The sequence below is a fragment of the Nonomuraea sp. NPDC001684 genome, assembly GCF_053596515.1.
In genome coordinates this window covers 1-7952 of record NZ_JBSFGJ010000429.1, presented here as the reverse complement: position 1 = coordinate 7952, position 7952 = coordinate 1, and the positions used below count along the sequence as shown (strand labels likewise).

General features: G+C 72.6%; 7 protein-coding genes. 1 reads left to right on the top strand and 6 read right to left on the bottom strand.

The features are described from left to right. Window positions 1-1262, bottom strand: a 1262-nt coding sequence (locus ACWCSD_RS42535; protein ID WP_449923603.1) for a hemolysin family protein, incomplete at its 3' end; no start/stop codon positions are given. A 319-nt stretch (window positions 1263-1581) separates the two neighbouring features. Between ACWCSD_RS42535 and ACWCSD_RS42530 the strand changes: the two genes are divergently transcribed. Further along, window positions 1582-2400 carry an ion transporter gene (locus ACWCSD_RS42530; RefSeq protein WP_449923600.1) on the top strand — a complete coding sequence of 273 codons (819 nt, stop codon included), beginning with the start codon at window positions 1582-1584 and terminating at the stop codon, window positions 2398-2400. Between the two features lie 198 nt (window positions 2401-2598). On the opposite strand, the gene mgtA is transcribed toward ACWCSD_RS42530, so the two are convergent. The 5 genes from mgtA to ACWCSD_RS42505 form a co-directional block, all read right to left on the bottom strand. Then, entirely contained in the window at window positions 2599-5067 is a 2469-nt protein-coding gene (gene mgtA / locus ACWCSD_RS42525; protein WP_449923597.1) for a magnesium-translocating P-type ATPase, read from the bottom strand. After that, window positions 5051-5398: an ArsR/SmtB family transcription factor gene (locus ACWCSD_RS42520; RefSeq protein WP_352359749.1), complete on the bottom strand. Its 348-nt coding sequence runs from the start codon at window positions 5396-5398 to the stop codon at window positions 5051-5053. The genes mgtA and ACWCSD_RS42520 overlap by 17 nt, the downstream gene beginning before the upstream one ends. A gap of 68 nt (window positions 5399-5466) precedes the next feature. Continuing rightward, complete coding sequence (locus tag ACWCSD_RS42515; RefSeq protein WP_449923593.1) at window positions 5467-5697, bottom strand: twin-arginine translocase TatA/TatE family subunit; 231 nt, start codon at window positions 5695-5697, stop codon at window positions 5467-5469. A gap of 123 nt (window positions 5698-5820) precedes the next feature. After that, window positions 5821-6207 carry a metalloregulator ArsR/SmtB family transcription factor gene (locus ACWCSD_RS42510; RefSeq protein ID WP_449923590.1) on the bottom strand — a complete coding sequence of 129 codons (387 nt, stop codon included), beginning with the start codon at window positions 6205-6207 and terminating at the stop codon, window positions 5821-5823. Window positions 6208-6311: 104 nt separating this feature from the next. Then, complete coding sequence (locus ACWCSD_RS42505; RefSeq protein ID WP_449923587.1) at window positions 6312-7736, bottom strand: FAD-dependent oxidoreductase; 1425 nt, start codon at window positions 7734-7736, stop codon at window positions 6312-6314. Window positions 7737-7952: the final 216 nt, after the last annotated feature.

Sequence of the window (7952 nt, the reverse complement as noted above, 5' to 3'; positions counted from 1 at the left end):
CGGGCGTGCGTGGGGGCATGGGGGTCGAGGGTGGCGGGCAGGTCGGCGGTGATGACGTCGCCGGGGACGGCGAAGCGACCCAGCCGGTGCAGGATGAGCCCGGCCAGGGTGTCGTACTCGTCCTCGTCGGGCAGGTTCAGGTCCGTCTCCAGAGCGATCTCGTCGATGCGCAGGGCGGCGTCCAGTTCCCAGTCGTCGCCCTGGCGCACTGCCCGGGGGGTGTCGGCGTCGTTCTCGTCGGCGATCTCGCCGACCAGTTCCTCGGCGACGTCCTCCCAGGTGACCAGTCCGGCCAGGCCGCCGTGCTCGTCCACCACGCAGGCCACTTCCTCGCCGCGCGTGTGCATCTGGGCCACCAGGTCCGGCAGGTTGGTCGAGAAGGGCACGATCAGCACGTCGCGGGCGAGGTCGGCGACGCGGGTGGTGGCGGCCTTCTCGACCGGGACGGCGGCCAGGTCGCCCAGGCTGACCAGGCCGATCACCTCATCCAGGGTGGCGCCGAGCACCGGGTAGTGGGTGTGGCCGTGGGCGGCGACGATCTCGTCCAGGTCGGGCACGGTGGCCGCGCCGGTCACGGCGACCACCTCCACGCGTGGCACCATCACTTCCTCGGCGGTGTGGTCGGAGAAGGCCAGGGCCCGTTCGAGCACGTCGGCGTGGCTGCCGGGCAGGTGGCCGTGGGCCTCGGACTCGCCGATGATGTGGCCCAGCTCCTCCAGGGTGGCGCCGTGGTGCAGTTCCTCGACCGGCTCGATGCCGACGGCGCGCAGCAGTCTGTTGGCGGCGGTGTCGAACAGCCTGACGACCGGTCCGGCGATGGTCAGGTAGACCAGGGTGGAGCCGGCCAGGGCGCGAGCCAGCGGCTCCGGACGGGCCAGCGCCAGGTTCTTGGGCGCGAGCTCGCCCAGCACCATCTGGATCACGGTGGCCAGCGCGAACCCGATGCCGAGCGCGATGCCGCCGATCGCCGCCTGCGGCACCCCGGCCGCCTCCAGCGCGGGGGCGATCAGCTCGGCCAGCGCGGGCCTGGCGATGAAACCCACGATCAGAGCGGTGACGGTGATGCCGAGCTGCGCGCCGGACAACATGAACGACAGCCGTTCCATCACCTTGACCGCCTTGGCCGCCTTCTTGTCACCGGCGGCGGCCTGCTGGGACAGGGCGAGCCGGTCGGCGCTGACGTAGGCGAACTCCTGGGCGACGAAGTAGCCGGTGGCGAGGGTGAGCAGGACGATGGCCACCAGGCCGAGGGCGACACTCATCGCGGCTGTGCACCCCGCAGACGAAGGCCGTACCTGAGGCTGGGGCTACTGCTCGGGTCCGCTGACACGGACACCACCACCGATCCTTCCCGTTTCGTGTTCTCCGCCGCAGCGCGTCGGCTGCGGCTTCCTGGTCCGGACGTTACCGACCCCGGACAGGCCGGTCCTGACCGGGGCGTCTTCTCCCAGGTCAACGCATATGGACGAGCGTAAGTGCCGGATGTGATCCGCGTCTCGGCCGGGTTCGGTTGCATGGGGAGCCTCTCGTCGCCTCTACCATGATCAGCGATTTGTGATCTTCACTCTGAGGAGCGATCCAGTGTCGTCCGGGCAAGAACGCGTGCGGGCCGTGCTCGAACACCGGCTCACCCAGCGGGCCGTCATCGGCGTCATCGTGCTCAACGCGGCCACGATCGGCTGCGAGACCAGCGCCTACCTGATGGACCGGGCCGGTGGTCTCCTGCACGCCGTCGACCGGATCGCGCTGGCCGTCTTCACCGTGGAGATCGCCGCCCGGCTGTTCGCCTACCGCCGGGCGTTCTTCGCCGACCCGTGGAACTGGTTCGACACGGTCATCGTGGCGATCGCGCTCGTCCCGGCCTCCGGCCCGGCCTCGGTGCTGCGGGCGCTGCGCATCCTGAGGGCGCTGCGCCTGGTCTCGGCGGTGCCCAGCATGCGCCGCGTGGTCAGCGCGTTGTTGTCGGCGGTGCCCGGGATGGCCTCCATCATCGGCCTGCTCGTCCTGATGATCTACATCGCCGGGGTGATCGCGACCAAGCTGTTCGGCGAGATCATGCCCGAACGGTTCGACGAACTGCCCCGCTCGCTGTTCACCCTGTTCCAGATCATGACCGGTGACGACTGGGGCAACGTCGCCCAGGCGGTCATGGAGCACAAGCCGTGGGCGTGGGTCTTCTTCATCGCCTACATCCTGATGTCCACCTTCGTGGCGCTGAACCTGTTCATCGCGGTGGTGGTCAACGCCATGAACGACGCCGAGCCGTCCCCGGCCGAAGCGCGGACCCAGGCCGAGCTGGCGGAGGTGAAGCAGCAGCTGGCGGCGGTGAACGCCAAACTCGACCAGCTGCTGCCGTCGCGCGAGGCGGTCACGACCGACGGCCGCGCCGACGCGAACTGACCAGGCATCTGTGGCGATCGAAGGAGGCGACGAGCCCGCCTGACGGAACACGGCTCAGTCGACCCAGGCCCACAGGCAGAGGTCGAGCATGCACACCAGCGCCCACATGACGAGCGCGGCGACTCGTTGACGCTCCCCTGCGCGCATGTGTTCGCCCCAGCGGTTCGACGGCCATGACAGTTGCTACATTGCGCAACTCTACAACCTTCTGCGGCGGTTGAGGACGGCCAGCGCCCCGCCGTACAGAGCGGCCACGAGCACCAGCCACAGACAGCTCGTGACGGGCAGGGCGGTCAGGCCGACCGGACCGGCCAGCGGCGAGAGCGGCAGCAGTAACCCGATCGCCGCGAGCGAGCCCGTGGCCAGCCACAACGGCGGGGAGACCGGGGCGACGGGCCGCAGGAGCAGCATGATGACGGCCTGGGTGAGCAGGTTCTCGATGAACCAGCCCGTGTGGAAGGAACGCTCGTCACCCGCGCCGACGACCTGGGTCAGGACGGTGAAGGTGGCCAGGTCGGCGACGGCGTTGAGCGCCCCGAAACGGGCGATGAACCCGAGGATGCCACGCGGGCGCAGCCCGAACGGCCCCCGCAGGACGGCCGGCGCGGCCCGGTCGAAGGCGAAGGCGAGCTGGGCGACGTCGAAGCAGACGTTCTGCAGGAGCACCTGGACCGGCAACATCGGCAGGAACGGCAGCGCCAGCCCGGCCACCAGCATCGCGATCACGTTCCCGAGGTTGGACGACAGCGCGATGCGCAGATAGGTGACGATGTTGCCGGTGCTGCGCCGTCCGGCGACGATCGCCTGGTCGATCGCCGACAGGTCTTTGCCGGCCAGCACGACGTCGGCGGCCTCGCGGGTGACGTCCACGGCGGCGCGCGGGCAGATGCCGACGTCGGCGGCGCGCATGGCGGGCGAGTCGTTGACGCCGTCGCCGAGGAAGCCGACCGTGTGCCCGGCCTCGCGCAGCGCGCGGACGACGCGGGCCTTGTCGTCCGGGGTGCAGCGGGCGATCACCGTGGCCCGTTCGGCGGACGCGGCGGTGAGGTCGGCCGCCTCGATCACCGCCCCCACGTCGAGGCCCAGCTCCCGGCACGTACGGGCGGCGGTGGCCGGGTGGTCGCCGGTCAGCACCTTCAGGGTGATGCCCCGGCGGGCCAGCAGCGCCAGCGCGGCGGCGGCGTCCGGCCTCGGCTCGTCGACGAGGGTGAGGAAGCCGGCGAGCGTCAGCCCGCCCTCCGCGCCGGGACGGCCGGAGGAGCGGTCGGCCACGGCGACCGCGAGCACCCGCGCACCCGCCTCTGCCAGGGCTCGGGCGACCTCGCCGGCCCGCAGCCGCGCACCCGGGCCCATCGCGCACCGGTCGAGCACCGCCTCCACGGCGCCCTTGACCACGACGACGTCCGCGCCGCCGTCGCGGACCACCGCGCGGGACAGGCGCCGGGCGGGATCGAAGGGGGTGGCCTCCAGCCCCTCGGTGTCGCCCAGGTCGGGCGCGCACTCCAGGATCGCCTCGTCGAGCGGGTCGGGGATCGGCGGATCGGTCAGGTGCAGTGTCCAGAAACTGTTGACGGCCGCCCAGCGCAGCACCTCGGGATCCGGCTTGCCGTCAGGGCCGACGGATCCGCTGAGCACGGGCCGATCGCGGGTCAGGGTGCCGGTCTTGTCCATGCACAGGACGTCGATCGCCCCCACGTCGTGCAGCGCGGGCAACCGCTTGACTATCACGCCCTGGCGGGCCAGCAGCGCCGCTCCCCGGGCGAGCGCGGTGGTCACCACGACCGGCAGCATCTCGGGCGTCAGCCCCACGGCCACCGCCACCGCGAACGGCAGCGCCTCCAGCCCCCTGTCGCGCAGGACGGCGCCGGCCACCAGCGCCACGGGCGGGACGACCAGCATGAGCCGGACCAGGATCCAGGAGATGCCGTTCACCGACTGGTCGAAGGCCGAACGTCCGCGCGCCGGAGCATGGTGGGCGCCGGCGAACAGGGTGCCGCCGCCGGTGGCCGTCACCACGGCGAGCGCGCTGCCGGAGGCCACGCTGCTGCCCTGCCAGCACAGGTGGTCGTCGCCGTCGGGCAGGTCACGCGCCCGCTTGGGCACGGGCGCCGACTCCCCGGTCAGCGGCGCCTGATGGACGGTCAGGCCAGCGGCCCGCAGCAGCCGCACGTCGGCGGGGACCAGGTCGCCGGGCCCCAGCTTGATCACGTCACCGGGGACGAGCTGGTCGACGGGGATCTCCCGCTCCCGCGGCTCGCCTCCCTCGGTCGCGCGCCGTCGCACGGTGGCCGTGGTGGCCACGAGCTCGCGCAGCGCCGCGGTCGAGCGGTCGGCCCGGAACTCCCCGTTGGAGCGCAGCAGGCAACTCGCCACCACCAGCAGGACGATGACGCCCGCCGTGCCCCAGGAGGTGATCGCGGCGGCGACGAGGCCCAGCGCGAGCAGCGTCATGGTGAACGGGTCACGCAGGCTGCGGGCCAGGCGGCGCGGCCAGGACACCGGACGCCGGCCGGGGATCGTGTTCTCGCCGTGTTCCAGCAGGCGGGCCTCGGCCTGCTCCTCCGTCAGGCCGCGTGGCCCGGTGTCCAGCAGGCGCAGGGTCTGGAGCTGGCTCAGCGGGGCCGGACCGGAGCCGGACGTGGTCGGCGCGTCAGGCGCCCAGACCATGGACGCGTCCTCCGGAGGCGCCGGCCCGTTGCGAGAGCCGTCCGACGAGCCCGCGCACGGTGGCCACGACGTCCTCGTCGTCGATCAGGTAGACGACCCTGCGGCCCTCCCGGCGGGAGCGGACCAGGCCGGCCAGCTTCAGCTTGGCCAGGTGCTGGCTGATCGCCGGCAGCGCGCCGCCCACCCGCTCGGCCAGCCCGGACACGTCGCACTCGCCCTGCGCCAGCGCCCACACGATGTGCAGCCTGGGCGGCGAGGCCAGCAGCGCGAAGGCGGCCGCAGCCTCGGCCAGCACTTCGGCGGGCGGATCAGGGGTCTTTGCGCCGGCCACCTTCACTCCTTTTTCGGACAGGTGCCAAGTCTAGGCGCGCGGCGCGGCGGCTCCCGAGCGTCGCGTCGTCACCGGCCGTCCTGTCGCGCGCCGGCCCGCAGCCTGGCCGCCTGCTCCTCCAGACGCCGGGCCTGCTCCTCCAGCGAGGGGGCCGGCTCGTCCGTCCTGGTGGTCTCGGCCTTGAGGATCCGCAACGAACGGCCGACCGCGCGGGCCGTGTCGGGCAGCCGCTTGGCGCCGAACAGGAACATGAAGACGAGGGCGATGATCAGGATCTCCGCCCAACCGAGGTCGGCCATGGTGTCGTCCTTACTGAGCAGGCGTTCTGTCAGCTTCAGACTGCATCAAAGTTGCTCAGATGCGCAAGTAAGACATTGTCCCGTAAGGGGCTTCGGACGCTCGACTGATCGCGGCCGTGCCGGTCATACGGTGAGGAGTTCCACGTCCACCGGGCCGTTCTGCGCCTTGGCAGGGGCGGCGAGCGGCGTGAACAGCGCGCCCAGCCTGTTCACCGTCTCGGGGATGATCCGGTAGTAGACCCAGGTGCCGCGGCGTTCGCCGTCGATCAGCCCGGCGGTGCGCAGCACCTTCAGGTGGTGGGAGATGGTGGGAGCGGTCAGGTCGAAGACGCCGGTCAGGTCGCACACGCACGCCTCGCCGCCGGGGTGGGAGCCGATCAGCGACAGCAGGCGCAGCCGTACCGGGTCGGCGACGGCCTTGAGCAGGGTGGCCAGTTCGGCGGCGTCGGCCTCGCCGAGCGGCTCGCGGGCGATCGGCGCACAGCACTGGGCGGTGGCGGGGGCGGCCATGGCGTGACTCCTTAATTCGATGCCGGTCTAAATCATAGGCGGTGGCAGGCGACCGGTGCGAACGCGGAGACGGCACACGCCACGGCCGTGGCGCGGCGTCCCTCTCAGCCGCAGCAGCCGCCGGACTCGGCACCGGCGCCGGCCGGGGCACTGACGGTGGCGAGCGGGAGAGGGGCTGACAGCAGGCCGCCGCTGGTGCCCGTGGCCAGGCCGGCCCGCCGCTCCTGGTCCTCGGCCGGGCTGGACGAGCACACCCCGGTCTCGGGCAGGTCGAGCCGCACGTCGCGGGCGGCCTGCCAGTCGCCGGCCAGCGCGGCGACGACGGATCGGGCCTGCTCGTACCCGGTGGCGAGCAGGAAGGTGGGGGCGCGGCCGTAGCTCTTGACGCCGATGGCGTAGTAGCCGGGCTCGGGGTGGGCCAGCTCGTCCACGCCGTGTGGCGGGACGGTGCCGCAGGAGTGCTGGTTGGGGTCGATGAGCGGGGCCAGGGCACGGGTCGAGCCGAGGACCGGGTCCAGGTCGAGACGCAGCTCCGTGGCGATGGAGTGGTCGGGGCGGTAGCCGGTCGCGCTGACGATCCGGTCCACGGTGATCGACTGCTCGGCGCCGGAGGGGGCGCGGCTGGTCACTTCGACGCCGTCGCCGGTGGCGCGTACCTGGTGGGTGAAGAAGCCGGTCAGCAACGTGATGCGACCGGAGGCGACGTGGGCGCGCAGGCGGGTGCCGAGCGCGCCGCGGGCCGGGAGGGCGTCGGCGTCGCCGCCGCCGTAGGCGCGGCCGGCGTCGCCCGCGCGGATGGCCCAGGTGATCGGGGTGTCGTCCAGCTGGGCCAGGGCGAGCAGCGTGGTGGCGGCCGAGTGGCCGGCGCCGACGACCAGGACGCGCCGGCCCTCGTAGCGGTCGCGGTCGGCGCCGAGGACGTCGGGCAGGGCGTGGTCGACGGGCACGTCGTCCTCGCCGTGGGCGGGCAGGCCGGCGGCGCCCAGCACGTTCGGCGTGGTCCAGGTGCCGGAGGCGTCGATGATCGCGCCTGCCCGCAGTTCGCCGCCGTCGGCCAGGCGGATCAGGAAGGGGGCCTGCTCGCGGCCCGCCGTGCGTACGCGGTCGTGGCCGAGGCGGCTGATGGCGGTCACTCGCGCGTTCGTGCGTACCCGGTCGCCGAGCAGCTCGGCCAGCGGGGCGAGGTAGCCGGCGACGATCTCGGCGCCGGTCGGCAGCCGTTCGGGGTCGGGCGCGGTCCAGCCGTCGGCCTCCAGCAGGCGGCGGGCGGCGGCGTCGATGTCGTACTTCCAGGGGCTGAACACCCGTACGTGCCCCCACTGCGCGATCGACGCGGCGACCCGATCGCCGGCCTCCAGGACCAGGAAGTCGATGCCGCGCTCGGTCAGGTGCGCGGCGGCGGCCAGGCCGACGGGGCCCGCGCCGATCACGACCACGGGCAGGTCGTCCCGCCACCCCGAGGTGGCCTGCCGAGGGGCCGTGAGCTGCTCGATCGCGATCGCGGCGGGGCCGCAGCAACTGTCGCTCATGACTGTTCCGCCCGCTCGACGGACGGGCGGCGGCTGAACAGAGCGCGCATCACGCAACCTCCTGAATAGAAGTTTGTCTAAGCAGGGGTCATCATGTGCCACTGTTTCGACAGAAGTCAAATCAGCACCACGTGCGCGGCGATGCCGCGGATCGGGTCAGGTCAGTTCCAGGGCCGCCTCCAGGCGCAGGTAGGCGTCGACCCAGGTCTGCTCGGC

Bases quoted from the DNA above. Each gene is read 5' to 3' on its own strand.
- mgtA (WP_449923597.1), bottom strand. From the start codon at position 5,067: ATGGTCTGGGCGCCTGACGCGCCGACCACGTCCGGCTCCGGTCCGGCC.
- ACWCSD_RS42515 (WP_449923593.1), bottom strand. From the start codon at position 5,697: ATGGCCGACCTCGGTTGGGCGGAGATCCTGATCATCGCCCTCGTCTTC.
- ACWCSD_RS42510 (WP_449923590.1), bottom strand. From the start codon at position 6,207: ATGGCCGCCCCCGCCACCGCCCAGTGCTGTGCGCCGATCGCCCGCGAG.
- ACWCSD_RS42505 (WP_449923587.1), bottom strand. From the start codon at position 7,736: ATGAGCGACAGTTGCTGCGGCCCCGCCGCGATCGCGATCGAGCAGCTC.